10 protein-coding genes and 1 pseudogene are annotated in these 18,720 nt (G+C 49.7%); 6 read left to right on the top strand and 5 right to left on the bottom strand.

The genetic code is table 11. From position 1 onward, the window contains the following. The first annotated feature begins 184 nt into the window (after window positions 1-184). The 5 genes from AC1S5B_RS26050 (at window position 185) to AC1S5B_RS26070 (ending at window position 8,839) form a co-directional block, all read left to right on the top strand. A complete protein-coding gene (locus AC1S5B_RS26050) occupies window positions 185-682 on the top strand; it encodes an MSMEG_0567/Sll0786 family nitrogen starvation N-acetyltransferase (protein WP_482038574.1) in 498 nt (165 codons plus the stop codon). Next, complete coding sequence (locus AC1S5B_RS26055; protein ID WP_482038575.1) at window positions 682-1,707, top strand: sll0787 family AIR synthase-like protein; 1,026 nt, start codon at window positions 682-684, stop codon at window positions 1,705-1,707. Before AC1S5B_RS26050 ends, AC1S5B_RS26055 begins: the two co-directional genes overlap by 1 nt. Next, entirely contained in the window at window positions 1,704-2,867 is a 1,164-nt protein-coding gene (locus AC1S5B_RS26060; protein ID WP_482038576.1) for an MSMEG_0565 family glycosyltransferase, read from the top strand. The genes AC1S5B_RS26055 and AC1S5B_RS26060 overlap by 4 nt, the downstream gene beginning before the upstream one ends. Window positions 2,868-3,158: 291 nt before the next feature. Continuing rightward, entirely contained in the window at window positions 3,159-7,271 is a 4,113-nt protein-coding gene (locus AC1S5B_RS26065) for a PAS domain S-box protein (protein WP_482038577.1), read from the top strand. Continuing rightward, window positions 7,268-8,839: a hybrid sensor histidine kinase/response regulator gene (locus tag AC1S5B_RS26070; protein WP_482038578.1), complete on the top strand. Its 1,572-nt coding sequence runs from the start codon at window positions 7,268-7,270 to the stop codon at window positions 8,837-8,839. The genes AC1S5B_RS26065 and AC1S5B_RS26070 overlap by 4 nt, the downstream gene beginning before the upstream one ends. A 155-nt stretch (window positions 8,840-8,994) precedes the next feature. Here the strand turns inward: AC1S5B_RS26070 and dpsA are convergent, their stop codons facing one another. Next, on the bottom strand, window positions 8,995-9,546 hold the full coding sequence (gene dpsA, locus AC1S5B_RS26075; protein ID WP_482038579.1) for a DNA starvation/stress protection protein DpsA: 552 nt from the start codon (window positions 9,544-9,546) through the stop codon (window positions 8,995-8,997). A gap of 578 nt (window positions 9,547-10,124) precedes the next feature. On the opposite strand from dpsA, the pseudogene AC1S5B_RS26080 reads away from it, so the two are divergent. After that, window positions 10,125-10,513 (top strand): annotated as a pseudogene (locus AC1S5B_RS26080) (IS701 family transposase); the annotation flags it as partial. Window positions 10,514-10,705: 192 nt separating this feature from the next. Here AC1S5B_RS26080 and AC1S5B_RS26085 read toward each other — a convergent pair. From AC1S5B_RS26085 to AC1S5B_RS26100, 4 genes are read right to left on the bottom strand one after another with little or no spacing between them, the layout of a single operon-like run. Further along, complete coding sequence (locus AC1S5B_RS26085) at window positions 10,706-10,933, bottom strand: type II toxin-antitoxin system HicA family toxin (protein WP_482038580.1); 228 nt, start codon at window positions 10,931-10,933, stop codon at window positions 10,706-10,708. Continuing rightward, a complete protein-coding gene (locus AC1S5B_RS26090; protein WP_482038581.1) occupies window positions 10,933-11,142 on the bottom strand; it encodes a type II toxin-antitoxin system HicB family antitoxin in 210 nt (69 codons plus the stop codon). Before AC1S5B_RS26090 ends, AC1S5B_RS26085 begins: the two co-directional genes overlap by 1 nt. A 39-nt stretch (window positions 11,143-11,181) precedes the next feature. Further along, complete coding sequence (locus AC1S5B_RS26095; RefSeq protein WP_482038582.1) at window positions 11,182-11,535, bottom strand: type I restriction enzyme HsdR N-terminal domain-containing protein; 354 nt, start codon at window positions 11,533-11,535, stop codon at window positions 11,182-11,184. 3 nt (window positions 11,536-11,538) lie between these two features. Further along, the gene (locus AC1S5B_RS26100) at window positions 11,539-18,687 is read right to left on the bottom strand and encodes a tetratricopeptide repeat protein (RefSeq protein WP_482038583.1); all 7,149 of its coding nucleotides are present in this window, start codon (window positions 18,685-18,687) and stop codon (window positions 11,539-11,541) included. Between the last annotated feature and the right edge of the window lie 33 nt (window positions 18,688-18,720).

The raw sequence follows: 18,720 nt of genomic DNA on the forward strand, positions 1-18,720 counted from the left end.
AAACCCACGCAACAACTTGTTAAGACAGACAGAAGCCAACATCTCCAGACTCCTTGCGGAGGGGGTTTGGGGGCATCCCCCAAAGGCTTGACATCCAATCCATAGAACTTAAGCCAACATTATTCCTTTGACCTCTTCTTACTCAGCCTGACACCCGACCCTTGATCCCTGAAAACTTCTTCCCATGTCTTATCAATTCAAACTTGCAACCATACCCGAAGAAATCGACGCTTACTTTGCATTGCGTCACGCCATTTTTGTCGAAGAACAAGCACTATTTCAGTGCAACGATATCGATCCCTTAGATGACATTGCCTACCCCATCGTTGCCATTGCCCCAGAGACACAGCAAGTCATTGGCGTAGTCCGAATTTATCAACCAGAACCGGGCTTGTGGTATGGCGGCAGACTGGGAACCCATGCCGACTATCGCAAAGGCTGGAAAATCGGCAAAGGCTTAATCACCCAGGCAGTCACCACTGCCAACGCTTGGGGTTGCACCCAATTTCTGGCAACCGTTCAACTGCAAAACGTACGATTTTTTCAGCGACTCCATTGGACATCGCAGCAAGAAATCAGCATTCGCGATCGCCCCCATCACTTAATGAAAGCCGACCTACGCTATTATCCAGCCAACCATGAGCTACGCCCTACTCTAATTCTTAGCCAAGAGGCATCCTAATGTTGGCAGACCTGATCGCTCAACTGCGGCAATCCCTGGGCATTTTACATAAACAAGATATTCAAGCCGTCTCTCGATTCAATTTAGGCACTCGAAGCTGGCAATCAGAAATCAAGCCGCAGTCACCTGCCCACTCAGACACCCGAACCCTTTCCCCTATTCTTCTCGGTGATGACTGTGCTGCCATTCCCGACCGCGATCGCTACCTGTTACTGGCATCCGAAGGTATGTTGCCTCAATTTGTGGCAGATGATCCCTGGTTTGCCGGATGGTGTGCAGTCATGGTCAACGTCAGCGACATTTATGCCATGGGCGGCAGACCGATCGCCGTGGTGGATACACTGTGGAGCCAATCGACCAACTTCAGCCACCGCTTGTTAGAGGGAATGCAAGCCGCCGCGATCGCCTACAACGTGCCAATTGTGGGCGGGCATACCAACTGTCATAGTACCTATAATGCCCTGTCTGTCGCTATTTTAGGACAGGCAACCCAATTGATTACCAGTTTTAACGCTAAACCGGGCGATCGCCTGCTGGTTGCTGTTGATCTCAAAGGTCACGCCCATCCCAGCTACCCATTTTGGAACGCTGCCACCGAAACTGATCGGATGCACTTACGAAATAGCTTAGAACTCTTGCCTCAAATTGCAGAATCAGGGTTGTGTGATGCAGGTAAAGACATCAGCATGGGCGGTATTTTAGGCACCTTGTTGATGTTGTTAGAAACCTCTGGCTGTGGCGGATTGCTTGACCTTAAAGCGATTCCCCGCCCCAAAAGTGTTCCCCTAGAGCGATGGTTGGTTTCATTTCCCAGCTATGGCTTTTTGCTGAGTGTGCGCGCCGAACATGTAGAGGCTGTGCAAACCTTATTTAAACAACAGCACTTGGCATGTGGCGTAGTCGGAGAAATTACATCCAGATCGCACCGACAGCTTCATCTGCAACATAAGAGCGAAACTCTACCTTTTTGGGATTTGGCGCAGGAACCACTAACCGGATTTTCACCTCCAAAGGTTGCAAAATGATGGCGCTTCGCATTGCCCTATTAACCTACTCGACCAAGCCTAGAGGTAGTGTCGTTCACACTTTAGAACTGGCAGAAGCGTTGCATGATTTGGGGCATTTTGTTTGTGTGTATGCCCTGGATAAGGATGGGGCTGGATTTCAGAGATCGCTCAACTGTAATGCCAAATTGATTTCAGCCGCCCCGGTAATAGGTGGAATTGATGCTCTGATTCAGCAGCGGATTCAAGAATTTGTTGATTATCTGAAAAATGATTTACTGCATACTCAGCCCTATGATTGCTATCATGCTCAAGATTGTATTAGCGCGAATGCATTACTCAGTTTGAAGCAGCAGGGAATTATCTCTCATTTTTTTCGCACAGTTCATCATATCGATCAGTTTAATAGCCCTTATTTGCAAGCTTGTCAGGAGCATTCAATTCGAGAGCCAAATCTATGCTTTTGTGTGAGTAATGTATGGCGAGTAGAGTTACAGAAACGATATAAAATTGATGCGCCGAGAGTTTTTAATGGCGTAAATTCTAAACGCTTTGAAAAAGTTTCTGAAGACGCGATCGCATCCCTTCGAGAAAAGCTGGGTCTATCTGGCTCACCGATTTACTTAACGATCGGTGGAATTGAACCCCGCAAAAATTCGATTCGAGTATTACAAGCTTTTGCTGATGTCTTATGTGATTATCCGCTTGCTCAACTGGTGATTGCTGGAGGATCAACATTGTTTGATTATCAATCCTATCGAGATGAGTTTTTCGATCAGGTAAAAAGTCTAGAGATTAAAATTGGCGAATCCTTAATCTTGCCAGGAGTGATTTCCGATGTAGACTTGCCAGCTTTGTATCACAGTGCTAATGCGTTTGTGTTTCCTTCCATAAAAGAAGGGTGGGGACTGGTGGTGTTGGAAGCGATCGCCGCTGGCTTGCCTGTTCTCACTGCAAATCAGCCTCCTTTTACCGAGTTTCTCAATGATACTCAGGCAATCCTGGTTGACCCAAACTCCGCCACCGCAATCGCCCAAGCCATGCGCCAAATGATTCAACCCGACACGGCGCGATCGCTAATCCACCACAGCCAATCGATTCTGCCTCACTACACCTGGAAAAAATCTGCAAAAATCCATATCACTGAGTATCAAACGTTCTTAGAACAGCAAAAGTCTTAGACTTTGGTGTCCGTCTCTATGGCAATGACCGCTCAACCCGTTTCTTCTTTCGACACTCCTTATTCCGTGTCCTTGCAACGGCTTCCAGTGCTAAAGTTTGAGTTTTAATTGTGGAGAATCGGTTTCTGTGATTTTCGGGTTAGAATCTTGGACTGCTATCATTAGGGGTGCTTGAGAGCGATCGCGATAACTAGCTTAAGCCTAATAATCTTTTGTAAATAAATTTATCGTCTTTTATCCTAAGGGGAATACTAAAGGTTGAGTCGTTTGGCTTTCAGATGGGGCAGAATCATGATGAATTTAGTTCAACCGCTTTTGGAAACGAACTTGTTTATTCCCCATGGACATTGCTACCTCTGGAAGCCAGAACTGGTGGGGCTGCACATTGTCTCAGATGCGCTGATTGCCCTTGCCTACTATTCCATACCACTGACGCTGTTTTATGTGGTTCGCAGGCGGCATGATCTGCCATTCACCTGGATCTTGCTGCTGTTTAGCGCCTTTATTGTTGCCTGCGGTACGACTCACCTGATGGAAATCTGGACGCTGTGGCATCCGACTTATTGGTTGGCAGGTGGCATGAAGCTAATCACAGCAGCGATTTCGGTGACCACAGCGATCGCGCTAGTGCAAATCATTCCAAAGGCATTGGCATTACCCAGTCCAGCCCAACTCAATACAGCCAATAGTGCTTTGCAACAGGAAATTGCTGAACGCAAACGCATCGAAACCGAACTCATTCACAGCAGGGATTTACGAGAAGCAATTTTTAACGAATCGGCGGATGCTTTATTTCTGGTTGATCCACAAACCTTACTCACCCTGGACTGCAATCAACGCGCGATCGAACTCTTTCAAGCCGTTGATAAAGCTCGTTTGATTGGCATTGAAGGACATACGCTGCAACGCTACCAATTTTCTCAGGCTGAGTTAGATGAAATCATGGCAGAAATGAAGTCGCAGGGATTTTGGAGCCGAGAAATTGAATACGTGACCTGTCAGGGCACTGTCTTTTGGGGCAATATCGCTGCCAAGCCAATCACGGTGGCTGAGCAGGCTGTACATTTGGTGCGGGTGACGGATATTAACGCACGCAAAGAGGCAGAGTTAGCGGTGTCTCGACTGGCAGCGATCGTCGAATCATCCGGTGATGCAATTATCGGCAAGTCTTTGGAAGGCATGATTACAAGCTGGAATAGGGGAGCAGAAAGGCTGTTTGGCTATACGGCGGCGGAAGTGATCGATCGCCCGATCGCCCTACTGTTTCCCCCCAGCCATGCCGATGAAGTGGCGCAAGGTCTGGAACAGATCAAACAAGGCGAACCGGTGGAGAGTTATGACACGGTGCGGGTGCGAAAAGATGGACAGCACATCAATATTGCGGTCACCCTTTCACCGATTAAAGATGCCACGGGTCGGGTCGTTGGGGCGGCAAAGATTGCCCGCGATATTACCGAACGCAAACGAGCAGAAGCCGCGCTCAGGGAAAGTGAAAACCGCTTTCAGGCGTTTATGAACAATAGCCCCGCCGTTGCCTGGATTACCGATGTCGCGGGGCGGATTCTCTACCAAAGTCAAAACTACTCTCAGATACTTCAAATCCACCAGGATGCCATTGGCAAAACCATTTTTGATCTCTTTACGCCAGAGATTGCGGAAGAGTTTCATCGCAATAGCCAACAGGTTACAGACACGAATCAGGCTTTAGAGGTGATCGAAGTTGCTCCCCGTGCCGATGGCACCCTTGGCAAGTTTTTAGTCTACAAGTTTCCGCTTTGGGAGCCATCTGGAGAGTGCTCTGTGGGAGGGATTGCCGTTGATATCACGGAGCGGGAACAGGCAAAAGAAGACCTGCGATCGCTCAACAATCGCCTGCAATATTTGCTGACCCATGCTCCCGTGGCGATCTTTAGCTGTAAAACAAATGGTGACTATGGAGCCACCTCGATGAGTGAGAATGTCAGAACCCTCTTTGGGTATGAGCCGCAAGACTTTTTAGCAGACTCTCACTTCTGGGCAAACCACATTCACCCAGAGGATCGCGATCGCGTCTTAGCGAATTCGTCTCAGGTTTTCGCCACCGGATACCATGCCCATGATTACCGCTTTCTGCATGGCGATGGGGAATACCGCTGGGTTTATAACCAACTTCAGTTGATGCGAGATGACGCAGGCAACCCCACCGAGATGATTGGCTATCTGGTCGATATCAGCGATCGCAAACGAGCGGAACAAGCATTACAAGAGCAAGAAGCTTTTTTGCGGGCGATCGGCGACAATATCCCCAATGGCTACCTCTACCAGTTAAGGCGCGAACTGGATGGGCACTACCGCTACACCTACGTGAGCGCTGGACTGGAGCGGGTGAGTGGACTCAAACCAGCGGCAGTTTTGGCAGACTCCAGCCTCATGTTTCAGCTTATGGTTGCCGAGGATCTGCCCGACCTGATTCAAGCAGCAGAAGCCTCTGCCCAGAATTTGTCGGTCTTTGATGTGCAAGTGCGAGAGCGTTTACCCAGTGGGGAGAGCCGCTGGTTGCGGTTGTGTTCAACGCCCCGCCGTCTGGACGATGGGCAGATCGTGTGGGATGGCATTCGGCTGGATATTAATGACTTCAAACATACGGAAGAAACCCTGCGCCAAAGCGAAACCAGAAATCGGGCATTGATTCAAGCCCTTCCAGATTTACTGATTCGGATGAAGCAAGATGGCACCTATTTGGATGTTCAGAAGTCCGAGAACGTCAAATTGCTCAATTCAAGTTTGGTCACGGCAAATAGCAACATCCATACTATTTTTCCAGCGGATGAAGCCCAAGAGCGCATGGCGCATGTTCAGAAAGCCTTACAAACCCGCGCACTACAAGTGTATGAATATCAACTCAGGATTGATGGCGAGATTCAATTTGAAGAAGCTCGAATCATCCCCTGCGGAGATGACGAGGTGCTGGTGATTGTACGCGATATTAGCAAAGCGAAGCGCGACGAAATCATTCGCAAGCAGGCTGAAGTGGAGCTAGAGCTTCAAAGCATCGTCGTGAGGAACATGGCGGAGGGCGTTTGTATGGTTAAGGTGAGCGACGGCATGTTTGTTTACACCAATCCCAAATTTGATCGCATGTTTGGGTACGATGCTGATGAGTTGATCGGTCAGCATGTCGCGATCGTGAACTACGAAGACAGAAGCACCAATACCACAGAGCTTTACAAGGCGCTAGCTAAAACTATTCTGGAGCAGGGTGAAGCCGTCTATGAAGTTTACAATGTCAAAAAAGACGGTACTACGTTTTGGTGTCAAGCGACTACGTCGGTGTTTGAACATCCCAACTATGGCGCTGTCTTTGTGGTGGTGCAGCAGAATATTACCGAGCGCAAGCAATCCGAAGATCAACTGCGCGACCTCTCCAATCGCCTCACCTTGGCACTCAAGTCCGGCTCCATTGGCACCTGGGACTGGGACATCACAGTGAATAGGCTCATTTGGGATGACCGCATGTGTGAACTGTATGGCATCACCCCCGATCAGTTCACCAACATCTATGAGGATTGGGTCAATTGCATACATCCAGACGATCGCCCCCTTGCCGAAGCCGCGAGTCAACAGGCATTAGCTGGAGAGAAAGACTACGAGCATGAGTTTCGGATCAGGCATTCGGATGGCACCGTCCGTTACCTCAAAGCCTATGCACGGGTGGAGCGTAATCAAGCAGGGATACCGCACCGCATGATTGGCATCAACTATGACATCACCGAACTGAAGCAAACAGCAGAGCAAATTGAAGCCTCTCTAAAGGAAAAAGAAGTGCTGCTAAAAGAAATCCACCACCGGGTGAAAAATAACCTGGGCATCGTGGATGGGTTGCTGCAAATGCAGGCGCGGCGATCGCAAAACCCAGAGATCATCGAAACGCTCAAAGAAAGCCAGAACCGGATTACCTCCATTGCGCTAGTCCACGAAAAACTCTACAACTCGGATGATCTGGCAAAGATCAATATTGCTCACTATATTTCCGATCTCACCGCCCACCTATTCGACTCCTACAACATTCATTCCAATCAGATCAAGCTGGTGACTCACATCAATGCCATTCCGCTTGCGATCGACCTCGCGATCCCCTGTGGCTTAATCATCAATGAGCTAGTGTCCAATGCCCTAAAGTATGCCTTCTCCAACCAACAAGCGGGTGAAATTCAAGTAAGCCTTGAGGAACAGCAAGACCAATCTTTATGCCTAATTGTGCAAGATAATGGAGTGGGGTTCCCTGAAGATTTTGACCTGAAGCAAACCACCACCCTGGGGATGTCGTTGGTTCAGGGGCTAGTGAAGCAGCTTCAGGGTACTTTGGCGATTCATAGGCAATCAGGCACAACCGTCACAATTACGTTTCCGAGAGGACAATTATGAAAGTATTAGACACCGACCAATCGGGCTTTCCTCCCTCGGAAACCATTCAAATCCTGATTGTGGAGGATGAGTATATCATTGCTGCCAATTTGCAGGAAAATCTGGAGTCTTTGGGCTATGGCGTTTTAGATATCGCCAGTTCGGCAACAGAGGCGGTTGAAAAAGCAGGCGTACTACGCCCAGACTTGGTGCTGATGGATATCCGGCTTCAGGGTGAGATGGATGGGGTGCAGGCGGCAGAACAAATCTGGACTCAACTACAAATTCCTGTTATTTATGTGACGGGGCATTCTGATAAAAGCACCTTAGATCGGGCGAAAAGCACCTGTCCCTTCGGCTATGTCCTCAAGCCTGTGAAGGGGAAGGAACTGTATGTGGCGATTGAAACGGCTCTCAGTCGTTATGAACGAGAGCAACTGATGGCGACCGTCCTCAAAAGCGTCGGGGACGGCATGATTGTGACGAACACTCAAGGTTGTATTCTGTTTCTGAACCGCTCTGCCGAGTTGCTCACGGGTTGGCAGCAAGCAGATGCGCGCGATCGGGAATTAACCGAAGTGTTTAATGTAGTGTATGAAGACACCCACCAGCCGATCGGCAATGTGGCGGTCACTGCCATCCAGCAAGACGCGATCGTGTTTCTCGACAATCCTATGCTGTTGACTACGAGAGAAGGTGCGGTTTTGCCCGTTACGGATAGTGTTGCCCCGATTCAAAACCAGAAGGGCTTGATCACTGGAGCCGTCTTGATTTTTCGAGATGATACCCAACGTCGCCTTCAAGAAGAACACAACCGGGCGCTTGAACGCACTCAAGTATTGGAGCGTCAGAAGGAAGAATTAGAACGGTTAAACTATCTCAAAGATGATTTTCTGAGTACGGTGTCCCATGAGTTGCGATCGCCCTTAACCAATATCAAAATGGCAATTAAGATGTTGGAACTGACCCTTAATCAACAGGAAGGGCTAGATGCAGCAAACAAGATCGATCGCATGACCCGTTATATCAGCGTTTTGCGTGATCAGTGCGATCGGGAATTGAGCCTGGTAAACGATTTGCTGGAGCTACAGCAGCTTGAGGCAGGAGAACGTCCCATAGAGTGGGTTTCCATTCACCTCAACGAATGGATTGTGCAAGCAGTCGAGATTTTTCAGGAACGCGCCCACAGTCGTGAACAACACTTGCAAGTGATGGTTCCGCTTGATCTTCTCGTGGTCGTCTCAGACTTGAGAATTTTGACCCGCATCTTCACGGAACTGTTGACGAATGCCTGTAAATATACTCCTCCCGATGAAGCCATTACGGTGACGGTTCGCGTTCAACCAGAAAACCAAATTCAACTAATCGTTTGCAACTCTGGAGTCGAAATTCCTGCGGATGAACTGACCCACATTTTTGATAAGTTCTACCGGATTCCAACGGGCGATCGCTGGCAGCAAGGCGGAACAGGCTTGGGCTTGGCACTGGTCAAGAAATCGGTGACTTACCTAGGCGGTTCTATTTCGGCTGAAAGCAGTGCTGGACAAACCTGCTTCATCGTTGATCTGCCCATCTCGCCAACTCCATAAACTAATAATCAGTACGGGAACTAATTCATGGATCAGGCAATCAGTGAAAATAGCGAGATCGCTCCCCTACAAAAAGCGTGATTGCCTATTACTGAGTTGTCAAAAAGGAGCGATCGCCCTGTTTATCGATCTAGCGCGATCGCTCTGAGCAAAACCTAGTTATTGGTGACAACATAGGCAAATGTCAAGCTATCTTTAGCCAAGAAGTGCGCTAAATGAAACGCTCGATCTTCTGTTTCCAATAACATTTGTTCATACAATAACCGAGTTGCGCGATCGCCCAAACTTTCTGCTTGTCCAGCCTGCCGACGGAGCAAGTTAATCACCGCTTGTTCCGCTTGTAAATCGTGTTCCACCATGGGACGACAAGCATACTCACCATCCGGTTCGGGCGTGAAGCAGCACAATTCAGCCAGCTTAGTAAAACTAGCAACCGGAACGCCTCCCAAACCGTTTAAGCGTTCGCCGATTTTATGAACGTACCCTTGCACCTGTCCATAGCTTTCGGCAAAGAACTCGTGTAGTGAGTAAAACTCAGCGCCTTCAACGACAAAATGGTGCTTTTGATATTGCAGATACAGCGCTTGGAAGCTTGCTAGGACAAGATTCATTCCTTCAATAATGGGGGTTGTAACAGACCGTTCAAATAAGACTGGATTATCAACAACCTGGTCAAAAGGACGGACAGGAGCTTGCATTTCAGACATATTTTCCTCTTTTGGGATGAACCCGGTGTTTTCAATAACGAGTAGTGTTGATAATGTAACACGCCAAAATCAGCCTTCCACAAGGGGCTTTTGGTTTATCAAGAAAGCTTGTCAATAGAACTGTTAAAGCCGCGATCGCGGCTTCATTTCAACTGCTGAAACCTATAGCTAAAAGCGCATTTAAATAAATCTAGATATTTAGGCAAAAAATAGTAAATCACTAAATTTCTCACTTAAAGACGAGCTTATTTAACTGTTTTACTTAGATAGTATAAGAAGCCGCCAAAGCAACAATTTTGCACTGATTGATATCTATCTAGGAGGATGTTTTAGAAGTATTGAGGGGTTAAATTTCATGCCAACCGCCTGAGCATGATGCGGATTATTGCGAGAGAAACAAAGGTCTCTGATGTTTCTGGCAATAATTCATAGTCTCTGACCAACCGTCGATATCCCTAGAGCTTCACTTTCTCGCAAAGCAGCAGTACGAGCTTCTACCCGCGCCTCCAACGCTTCATCCAAATCCTCTAAGGCAAATGTTTTAAGTTAGGGTGTAGGTTGCTCTCAATTCAATTCTTATGCCAGCGTCTAGAGCCGCTCGACCGACGATTCGCTTTGTGGCTAAAACTGTCAACTATGTGAGGGATTATTCTCTGAAATGCGAAGCTTTGAAGCCTTCAAGCTGTTGTACCTGGGCATGATTAGCGAAAGTAAACGCGAGTCCCTACCCGCCATTGCCAAGACCGTGGAATTAGACCATCAACAGAACTTGCATCCCTTCCTGAGTGAATCTCCGATATTACTAATTGATGAAACTGAAGAGTGCAAGAAGGGAAAAAGCAGCGATTACGTCAAACGGCAATCCATGGGCAACGTGGGTAAGAAAGAGAGTGGCATTGTGGCAGTCACTGCCTATGGCTTAGTCGATGGCATAATTGTGCTGTTGAGTTTCGAGGTGCATAAACCCAATTGATGTAGTGAAACATGGTCGATCGCAAAACTCAGCAATTTTTTCCATCGGTAGGTCTATTGCAATCATAGTCATGTCAGTTTTACCCCAAAGCTTCAAGCTGCTGATTCATCCAAGCGTTGGCATAGCCTTTCTGTAAGAGAATCGCCCGTTCTACTCCAGTTTTAGCAATTTCCAGCAATGGCTCGGTTAGTCTAAGAGATCAATTAATTCGTTTTTAGTCAAATCAGCATCTCGAAGAATCTTCAAAAGTAGTCCTTTCCCAATTGTTTTACGAGCATGAATCGGAATTGTAACCACTCGATTATCTTCATGCTTTAAGCGAACATGGCTTCCCTTTTGCCTCACCACCTCGAAGCCAATTTTTTGAAGTGCTGAAATGAGTTTTGCTCCTGTTGGGGTTGGAAGCTTCGCCATTAGATCAGCACTCTCTGAATACCAATAAATTCAGTGGTTGATTCTTCTTCAATTTCCTCAAGGCATAATTCGATCGCCTCACGAATATTCTGCATTAGTTCGTCAATAGTTTCCCCTTGGCTATAGCACGCTTTGAGTTGTGGAACTTCGCCAACGTAGATTCCATCTTCATCTCGCTCAATCAAAACGTAAAATTCTTTATTTTTCACTTTTCTATCCTCTCTTATGTTGATTTTATCCCCAAAGATTCAAGCTGCTGATTGATCCAAGCGTTGGCGTAGCCTGTGCATAGTACGTATTGCCCGTTCTTTCACCACAATATCCGCCCGTTTCACCTCTCGCCCAAAGTTGACCCCATACTCTACTTGAATGCGATCGCGCGAATAGCCCAATCGATCCATCAGCACCGATAAATAGAGTTGCCGAATCGCCTCCTCTGGCGTGAGCCGAATCGCCTTTTGGCGCACCAAACAAACCGTATAGGGAACGTCGCCGCTTTTAGTTGGCTTCAGGGTGATAGTTTGTTCTAATTGCTCGATTTCAGCGATCGTAAACTGCGACAGCTTGTAATTTGAGTCTTTGAGAATGTCGGCTAATTGCATGAATTAAACGTTTTCACTGAGGAGTTGTGGTGTAACCATAGTACTGAGAAGATCCGCAAAGTCTTTGGCGACGGTTGACCAAGGGCGCGATCGCAGCCAGTCGGCGCTGGCAAGGCTGCGCTGCTGAGCTTCAGCCCGATGAGTATAAAGATATTCCAGGGTTTCCACCAGTTCTTCCACATCCGATTCGCCCCAGCCTTCCACACCGACAAACGCGGCAGGCGCTTTAACTCGGCGTTGCGATTGCAGCGGGAAGCCCAAATTTTGTTGAGTTAAATCCCGGTTGCCCGTGTTGTTGGATAGCACTGTTGGCACTCCGCAGGCAAGACTGGCGATCGCGGCATGATTAAGTCCGGCTTCACAGCGGTTCGGAAAAACAGCAACATCGACTTGGTGTAACACTTGACCCAACATTGCATAGGCAACGGGTTCCAGCACGAGAAAAGACTCACTGGGCAATCCGTTTTGACTGAGCCACTGAGCGGTTGCAAGTTGCCCCTGTGGATTAACTCGCGGTACTCCGGCTACATGATGGGCGTGGTCAAGTCCTTGCAGGAAACGTTCACCATCTGCCCACCAAGAGGTCAACAGTAGTGCATCAGGATGGAGAGTTTGGAAGACTTTAAATGCCGCAATCAAGATATCCTGACCGTGGGTATAGCTCAACTTTCCAGGGGAAAAGATGACAAAGCGATCGCTCAACCAATCGCCCTTCTTGCTGGGATAGAACAGGATGGGATCAATGCCCTGGAGCCACACTTGAGAGACTTCTAATCCATAGCTTTTGAGCAGATCCGCATTCCAGGTAGAACTGGTGATAATTGCTCGACAGGATTTTGCTGCCGCCAATGCCGGGTTATCAAGGTGCGTGTCTTCCAAGGCAACTAGAGCAATCGTTCGCTGTGGATCGGCAGGCGGACTAGGAGCGATCGGCGTAAACCCGTCGGCGATCGCCTGTAGCCGCAGCCCATTCGATAGATTACTAGACCCTGCTTCCAATGACTGCAACAGCGCCACTTCTAACGGAGTCAAATCGCTAGACGCAGACAGCGGATGCTGAAGCACGGGCGCAAACTGAGAGTGATGCCTCAGATGCAATGATAATTGAGTTCCTAGAATACCCCAATGGGTCAATCCATTGAGATGCCAGGAGAGGGAAATGTCGAATGTCGAATGTCGAATGTCGAGTGACAAATGTCGAGTTTGAAATTCATCATCCGTACTTGTCACTTCATCATCTGTACTTCTTACTTCGTCACAGGACTTTATCGGGCATTCAAGAAATGTCATTTGCCTTTCATCATTCGGAATTCGGAATTCGGAATTCGGAATTTGCTTTTCTTGCAATGCTATTTTGACGTGCTGTATGACGCTGTTCCAGTCGCCGGGGCTAGACTGGCGGAAGAGGCGCAGGCTGGGATACCACGGGCTATCGGTGCGATCGAGCATCCAGCGCCAATCGGGGGCAAAGGCGAGCAGTACCCATACGGGTTTACCAAGCGCTCCGGCGAGGTGGGCAACGGCAGTATCCACGGTAATGATCAGGTCGAGTTGGGCGATCGCGGCAGCGGTATCCGCAAAATCCGGTAGCTCTGACCCAACATCGCACACGGGCAAATCTGCCCTTAATTCTGCTGCGGCATCACCTTTTTGCAGGCTGTAAAAGACAACATTTTCCAGATCAAACAAAGGGCAAAATTGCTCTAATTGGCAGGATCGGAAGCGATTGTTACGGTGATCGGGATTGCCTGCCCAGACAAGACCGATTTTGAAAGGGTGTCGGGCTTCGACGTGAGCGCTCAGCCGAACGGTGCCGGGTGTCGGGTGTCGGGGAGGAAGGGAAAAAGTAGAGGTTGAGGAAATTAGGTAGGGAATATCGGCAGGGATGGTGTCTAGGGTAGTGTTGAGGATGCGGGGCAGGTTGAGTAGGGGCGCGTGGACATCAAAGGGCGGCAGGGGAGACTCTTGGGCAATCAGTTGGTCGATACCGGGGGTGTTGGTCAGCAGTCGCAGCAGGGGTTCCTGGCATTCCACAATGACTCGCCCGCCAGAGGCTTTGACGAGGGGCACATAGCGGATGAATTGCAGGGTGTCGCCCATGCCTTGTTCAGCGTGGAGCAAAATGGTTGTGCCGTTTAAGTCGCTGCCATCCCATTCGGGCTGCGTAAAGGGTCGGACTGCCCAGCCTTCTTGCTGCCAGCGCCATTGATATTCCACAAATCCGGTGGTGAAGTCGCCGGTGAGCAACAGGGCATGACCCAGATTTTTGTGAGCGTTGACGAAATTGGGCTGGAGTTCGATCGCCCGACGATACGCCGCGATCGCTTCAGTAACCCGGTTCGATCGCCGTAGGGCAAACCCCAAATTGTAAAAGGCATCGGGTGAATCGGGTCTGGCTGATACGACCTGTTCGGCATGATGCACCGCTGCTTCTGGACGGTTCAGATCTAACAGCGCCACGCTCAAATTTTGATGCACATTGGGATTGGCAGGATTCAGCGCCAGCGATCGCTCATAGCAGGCGATCGCTGCTTCAAATTGCTGCTGTTCTTGCAGTGCGCCGCCCAAGTTGCCCCAGCCTTCCGCAAAATCGGGCTGGAGGCTGGTTAAATGACGTAACCGGGCGATCGCCTCTTCATAGCGCTTTGTTTGGCACAAAATCACACCCAACACATGCAGCGCATCCGCTTGATCCGGCTGTTGCTGCAAAATTTGGCGATAAACCTGCTCTGCTTCAGCAAGTGCGCCATTGTGATAATGCTGTAAAGCGATGGAGAGGCGTTCGGGGTTCGGAGTTGGGGGTTCGGGGTTGAGAGTCTGAAATGCATCATTCACACTCCGTACTCCATACTCGGCACTCTGTACTTCTTCCAAGGCGGTTCTAACTTGCTGCAACACACTCTCCCAATCCCCAGCAGTGGGCTGGCGGAAAATTCGCACGGTGGGATACCAGGGGCTATCGTCGCGGTGCAGCATCCAACGCCAGTCGGGGGCGAAGGGTAACAAGAGCCAAGTGGGTTTGCCCAAGGCTCCGGCAAGATGGGTGACGGCGGTATCGACGCTGATGATTAGATCTAGCTGCTGAATCAGGCTGGCAGTATCGACAAAATCGGTCAGCAAGTCGCGCAAATCATGGATTTTGGGATGAGATCGCAGCAAAGTTACATCATTATCAGCCAGATCTTTTTGCAAGCTATAAAGTTCGACATTGGGCAGATCTGCTAGCGATAGCAAGGATTCCAGCGGCACGGCGCGATTGCGGTTATAGGGGTTTCCAGGATTGCCAGACCAAACCAAACCAACTTTGACAGGATGCAAGTTTAAGGAATTAGGGATTAGGGCAGGAAGGGCAGCGCTGGAGGCGGACGGAGTTAAGTAGGGAATGTCGGCGGGGACGGTTTCCAGGGTGATTCCCAGGATGTTGGGCAGGCTGAGCAAGGGTGCCTGAATGTGATAAGGCGGTGGGGCGCTGCCGTAGGGAACCAGAGTTTCCACACCGGGAAGAGTTTTCAGCAGGTTGACTAGAGGTGGATGGCATTCCAAGATCACACGACCGCCCAACCGCACGACTAGGGGCACATAGCGGACAAACTGAATGATGTCGCCCATGCCCTGCTCGGCGTGGAGGAAGATTAGTTGCCCATTGAGTGGGGAGCCATCCCAGCGAGGACCGGGAAAATCGCGCAGAGATTTGAAGCTGGGTAGGTTGACGTGTTTGCGCCATTCATATTCGGCAAAGCCCCGCTCTAGATCGCCGCCGACCAAAAGGGTCAAGGCTTTGTTCCAGTGCGCCTCGGAAAATTTGGGTTCGATCGCCGTTGCCTGATCATAATACTGGATCGCGGTTTGCAGATCGCCCTCATCGCGAAAAATGTTGCCCCAGTTGTTGAAGGCTTTGGCGTAATCGGGTTTGAGCGCGATCGCCTGCTGGTAGTAAACCGCCGCTTCAGCAAAATCGCCCATTTCTTTGAGGGCATTACCCAAATGGTTCAGCGCTTGGGGAAAATTGGGACGCAATGCCACGGCTCGCCGATAAGCAACAGCGGCTTGCTCAAAGTTGTTCATGGCATAGTAGGCAAGCCCCAAATTGTTGTGAGCATCGGCGTAAGTCGGATTCGCCGCGATCGCCTGCTGGTAATGCTGCACCGCTTCCTCTAAACGACCCTTTTCCCGCAGAGCATTGGCGTAATTGTTGTGAGCATCGGCATAGTCGGGCTTCAGCGCCAACACCTTTTGATAATGGGCGATCGCGTCATCAAATTTGCCCTGTTCATGCAACGCCACCGCCAGATTGTTGTAGGAGTCGCAATGATTCGGATCAGCCGCGATCGCCCGTTGATAGTGAGCGATCGCCTCATCCAAATTGCGTTCTTGATGCGCCATCAATGCCAGCAGATGCCAGCCATCCGCCAACTCTGGCTGGTGTTCCAGCACCGCTCGACAAGTCTGTTTCGCTGCTTCAATTTCTCCCGCTTGATGATGACGGACTGCGACCTTGAGCGATTCGGGCAGCGTAGATTGGGGCGGGGAGGCAGGTTTCAGGTTTCGGGTTTCGGGTTTCGGGGGGGATGACGAATGACGTAAGTCCTTTATGGTTTCACCAACGGGTAGCGGCTCCAAAGGAGTTACAACGAATGACGAGGGGGAAGGCATAAAACCTTGTTGTGATTTGCTCTTTGTCTTCGTTTTTTTCCTTTCCTCTTTCCTCTTTCTTCTTTCTTCTTTCTTCCCCCTTCCCTCTGCCCTTTTCCCTAAAATCCGAACCTTGGCACCTGCAACCTGATTCCTATCCTCCAATGCTGCTGTCACTTCCGCCAAAACGGGTTCCCAATTGCCGTAGCTGGGCTGACGAAATAGGCGCATGGTCGGATACCAGGGAGTATCGGCGCGATCGCACATCCAGCGCCAGTCGGGGGCAAAGGGCAACAATAGCCAGGTGGGTTTGCCCAAGGCTCCGGCAAGATGGGCGACGGCGGTATCGACGGCAATGATCAGATCCATCTGCTGGATGAGAGCGGCGGTGTCGGTGAAGTTATTCAGATGCGATCGCAAATCCTGAACTTCTGGATGGGCTTGCAGCAGTTCCAGATCTGCGGGCTTGGGTTCTTTTTGCAGACTGTAAAGAGTTACGCCAGGGATCTGGGCGAGGGGCAGCAATAACTCTAGGGGACAGGTGCGCGATCGATTGTAAGGATTTTGGGGGTTGCCATCCCAAACAAACCCGATCTTAAATTGCGATTGATGAATTTCTAACTCGCTTCTCACTCTTTGACCATCGCCATTTACTGATAGATAGGGAACGTTAGCGGGGATGGTATCGAGGGTGGTTTGAAAGATATGGGGCAGACTCATCAAGGGTGCATGGCCATCGAAAGCAGGCAGCGCAGTGCCGTAGGGGATGATTTGCTCGATATCGGGAATCGTTTGCAGTAGGTCAGTGAGGGGCGGATGGCATTCTAGAATAATGCGTCCACCTTGCTGGGCAACGAAGGCGACATAGCGGATAAATTGAATGGTGTCGCCCATGCCTTGTTCCGCATAGAGCAAGATAGTTTTGCCATCCAGTGGGCTGCTATCCCAGCGGGGTTGAGTAAAATTACGGGAAGGGTTTTGCTCAATAAACTTGCTCCACTGAAAGCGCTGCTCGTATCCAGCAAAACCAGCCTCTAGGTCGCCAATCAGCAAATGATTGAGGGCTTTATTCCAGTGGGCTTCAATAAAATCGGGCTTGAGTTCGATCGCCCGATCGTAAGCAATAAAAGCCGCATCCAGATCACCAAAGTTACGGTGGGCAATCCCCAAATTATTGTAGGCTCCAGCAAAATCAGCATGGGTGGCGATCGCCTGTTCAAAATGCTCAAAGGCTTCGTCAAATTCGCCCATATATTGCAGCATATTGCCTAGATTGCTCCGCACTTCGGCAAGATCAGGCTTTATTTCTACGGCTTTACGGTAGCAAGCAATCGCGTCTTCCAAGCGATTTAGTTCTTGGTAAGCATTGCCCAAGTTATTGTGGATTTCTGCAAAACCGGGCTGAAGCGACAACGCCTGTTCCAAGTAGGAAATCCCTTCTACGGTTTTTTTCTGATCCCGTAGCACCGCCCCCAAATTGCTCAAAGCTTCCACAAAATTAGGACGCAGTTCTAAAGCGCGGCGATATTCAGCCACGGCTTCATCGCGGTTGCCCTGTTCTTGCAACGCATTACCCAGGTTGTTATGGGCTTCAGCATAGGTAGGGCGTAGTTCCAAGGCTTGACGATAGGAGGCGATCGCGGCTTCAATCTGCTTATCTTCCAGCAGAATATTACCCAGGTTATTGCACACGCCAGGATAATCAGGACGAATGACCAGCGCCTGTTTGAACGCCGCGATCGCGTCTTCTACTTTGCCCTGTTCTTGCAGCACCATCGCCAGATTATTGTAGGTTTCGGCAGAATCGGGTTCCAGGGTCAGCAGATGATTAAACTGGGCGATCGCTTCGTCTAGCTTGCCTTGTTGATGTAGGGTTGAACCCAGGCTGGTATAGGCATCGATGTAGGTAGGCTTAAGGGCGATCGCTTGCCGGAAATAGTCAATCGCCTGGTCGAGTTTGCCCTGAAGTCGCCAAATAATGCCGAGATTGTGATGGGCTTCCACATAATTGGGCTTCAACCGTAGCGCCGTTTGGTAGCACGAAATTGCTTCGTCTAGTTTGCCTTGCTCTTTATAGCTAATGCCGAGATTGTTGTGGGCTTCGGCATAGTTGGGATTGAGCGCGATCGCGTTCTGATAACAGGCGATCGCCTCTTCTGCACTGCCGCTTTCCTTCAAGGCATTGCCCAAATTGCTCATCACCTCTGGCTGGTTGGGATTGAGTGCCAGTGCCTGACGGTATTGCTCCACCGCTTCAGGATATTTCCCTTGAGCCTTGAGGACGATTGCCACGCTGTTGTGCGACTCGGCACCAGGTCTTAAGGTCAACACCCGCTCGAAATAGGGGAGGGCTTCATCATAACGACCCCGTTCATGCATCAACGCCCCTAGTAAATTGAGCGCGTCCAGTGAGTCGGGCTGCTGTTGTAAGAGCGAACGATAGACCTGCTCAGCCTCAGCCATGCGTCCGGCTCGTTGATGATCGAGGGCAGTGGTGATTGAAATCGGCGCGTGGTTCATCGGCGGCTCCCTGCCCTTGCTATCTGGGTGATT

It is taken from the genome of Leptolyngbya sp. CALU 1928 (assembly GCF_056784215.1).

Bases quoted from the DNA above. Each gene is read 5' to 3' on its own strand.
- AC1S5B_RS26050 (WP_482038574.1), top strand. From the start codon at position 185: ATGTCTTATCAATTCAAACTTGCAACCATACCCGAAGAAATCGACGCT.
- AC1S5B_RS26055 (WP_482038575.1), top strand. From the start codon at position 682: ATGTTGGCAGACCTGATCGCTCAACTGCGGCAATCCCTGGGCATTTTA.
- AC1S5B_RS26060 (WP_482038576.1), top strand. From the start codon at position 1,704: ATGATGGCGCTTCGCATTGCCCTATTAACCTACTCGACCAAGCCTAGA.
- AC1S5B_RS26065 (WP_482038577.1), top strand. From the start codon at position 3,159: ATGATGAATTTAGTTCAACCGCTTTTGGAAACGAACTTGTTTATTCCC.
- AC1S5B_RS26070 (WP_482038578.1), top strand. From the start codon at position 7,268: ATGAAAGTATTAGACACCGACCAATCGGGCTTTCCTCCCTCGGAAACC.
- dpsA (WP_482038579.1), bottom strand. From the start codon at position 9,546: ATGTCTGAAATGCAAGCTCCTGTCCGTCCTTTTGACCAGGTTGTTGAT.
- AC1S5B_RS26085 (WP_482038580.1), bottom strand. From the start codon at position 10,933: ATGGCGAAGCTTCCAACCCCAACAGGAGCAAAACTCATTTCAGCACTT.
- AC1S5B_RS26095 (WP_482038582.1), bottom strand. From the start codon at position 11,535: ATGCAATTAGCCGACATTCTCAAAGACTCAAATTACAAGCTGTCGCAG.
- AC1S5B_RS26100 (WP_482038583.1), bottom strand. From the start codon at position 18,687: ATGAACCACGCGCCGATTTCAATCACCACTGCCCTCGATCATCAACGA.